This window comes from bacterium, assembly GCA_024228115.1.
GTDB lineage: Bacteria > Myxococcota_A > UBA9160 > UBA9160 > UBA6930.
This window is the reverse complement of the sequence record JAAETT010000308.1, coordinates 1-1814: the sequence shown is the minus strand read 5'-3', so window position 1 is coordinate 1814 and position 1814 is coordinate 1. Positions and strand designations below refer to the sequence as shown.

Sequence of the window (1814 nt, the reverse complement as noted above, 5' to 3'; positions counted from 1 at the left end):
CCGAAGCACACTCCGCATTCGCGCCACGGAATGGGCATCGACCACCCAAAACGAGATCCGTCAGCGTCAATCGCCGCGCGGCACGCTGAAACATTGGAAAGCCAGCTTCTCAGCCAACTTTCGTGCATAGTTCAGGTTAGCCCCTGTGCGGTCCCCGTCCTGCTTCTAGTTGGCCCAACAAGTTAGCCAAGGACTCGATTCGCCCATCGAGGGCTGAATCTCCGGTACGTGCAGCCGCGCTGCGGGCGCGTTCGATTCGATCTCGCGCCTCGTCGAAGCTTTCCCCTCCCATGTACAGCCGTGCCAGCATGAGGTTCGCGCGACCGTTCGTTCGGTAGTCCCCTGCCTCCGCTGTAGCCGACTCGCTCGCGAGGAGGATCACGTGCGCTTGCTGGGCCATTTCATCGTCTCGAAGCTGACCTGAGTGTTCGGCAACGGCACCGCCGAAGTCGAGCAGAAATCGGCCACGTTCGAGATGCGTTGCCCTTTCGCTCAGAGCGAATTCGAGACCCGCCTCGAAGGCTCCGATTGCCGCCCCTGGCTGTCCCTCCCTTCGTCTCGTCACACCGATCTCCCAGTTCCTCATGAACGATGAGTGGTCGTCACGTGCGCCGCCGAATAGTTCGGCCAGACGCCCTTGCGCGGTCAGGACATCCGAGGGGAGAAAACCCCTCCTAGGCTCGATCACTCGAGGCTCACCTGAGTGCAGCTGCGACGGGGCGTCGGCGACGATCGACTCTGCCTGCTGCTGGCGCATGTGTGCCGAAAGAGGTCCGCCATTTTCTTCGAGAGAGCTTCGAGCCTCTCCGAGCATCGTTCGAGCGCCGATCGCGTCCCCAGCGAATCGGAGTGCGAGGGCGAGGGCGTGATGTAGCGATTCAAACTCTCTCGCCGAGCCAAGAGCACGGTATCGTTCGTCCGTCAGCGCATCGTGGCAGAGCCGGGCGTACCGGCGAACCAGGTTCCACTCTCCCGCCAGTCCGAAGGTGTCCATCAAGACGCGGGGGAGCTCAAATGGTCTCAGCTTCGATACGGCAGCCGCATAGTGATCCACATCGTCTCTCAACGTAGCCGTGTGCGCTGACGGTTCGCCAAAGGCGAGCCCGAGAGTTGCGCAAAGTACAGAGAATGCGGTGGCGCAGTCCGAGACCAATATGGAGCAGCGCAACTCTGGATCGTCGGCGAGATCGAGGATCGGCTGATCGTCGTTGGAGCCGGGATGTTGAACTACCGCTGTCCACGGCGCCCGCGCGGCGGCGGCGCGGATGGCTGGCAATACGTCGGTGTCATAGCCACTGTATCCGGCCACGACGAGGGGGGCGTCCGATTCCACCAGCTCGAAGAGCGCGAGGTTGCGGGGCAAGAGCTGATCGTACTGCTCCAGTGTGAAGGAGAGAGACGCCGGTTGACCAATCGAACCGTGCAACTTCAAGTAGGTTGGGCCGTCGACGGCCATCTCGGTCTCCAGCTGGCTCGGGACTAACACCTCCACGTTCGCACTGAGGAGAGGCTCGACGTGCTCGTCGAAGTTCGTCGTGATCGCGGTCTCGCAAAGGCCACTTCCGAGGAGCGTGGCGAGCAACTCGTGGTTGAGGTTCGGCTCGCCGACTCCGGCGGCGGCGATCGCCTCGTGGACCACAGAAGCGCCCACTGACTCCAGGATCTGGCGCCAAAACGTAAGCGGCCGGATATCGCCGTTCTTCCCGGGCTCGCCGGCGAGATGTAGACCCACCGCATGACAATCCGGGAGGAGGCGGCATGCGGGTGCAAGCGAACGGGAAGGTGAGGCGGTCGAGCGAGGAGTGGCGGGAGAT

Annotated in this window: 1 protein-coding gene; it reads right to left on the bottom strand. The window is 62.7% G+C overall.

Features of this window, described 5'->3' with window-relative positions; translation table 11 throughout:
* Positions 1–136: 136 nt before the first annotated feature.
* On the bottom strand, positions 137–1651 hold the full coding sequence (locus GY937_13720) for a hypothetical protein (protein ID MCP5057763.1): 1515 nt from the start codon (positions 1649–1651) through the stop codon (positions 137–139).
* Positions 1652–1814 lie beyond the last annotated feature (163 nt).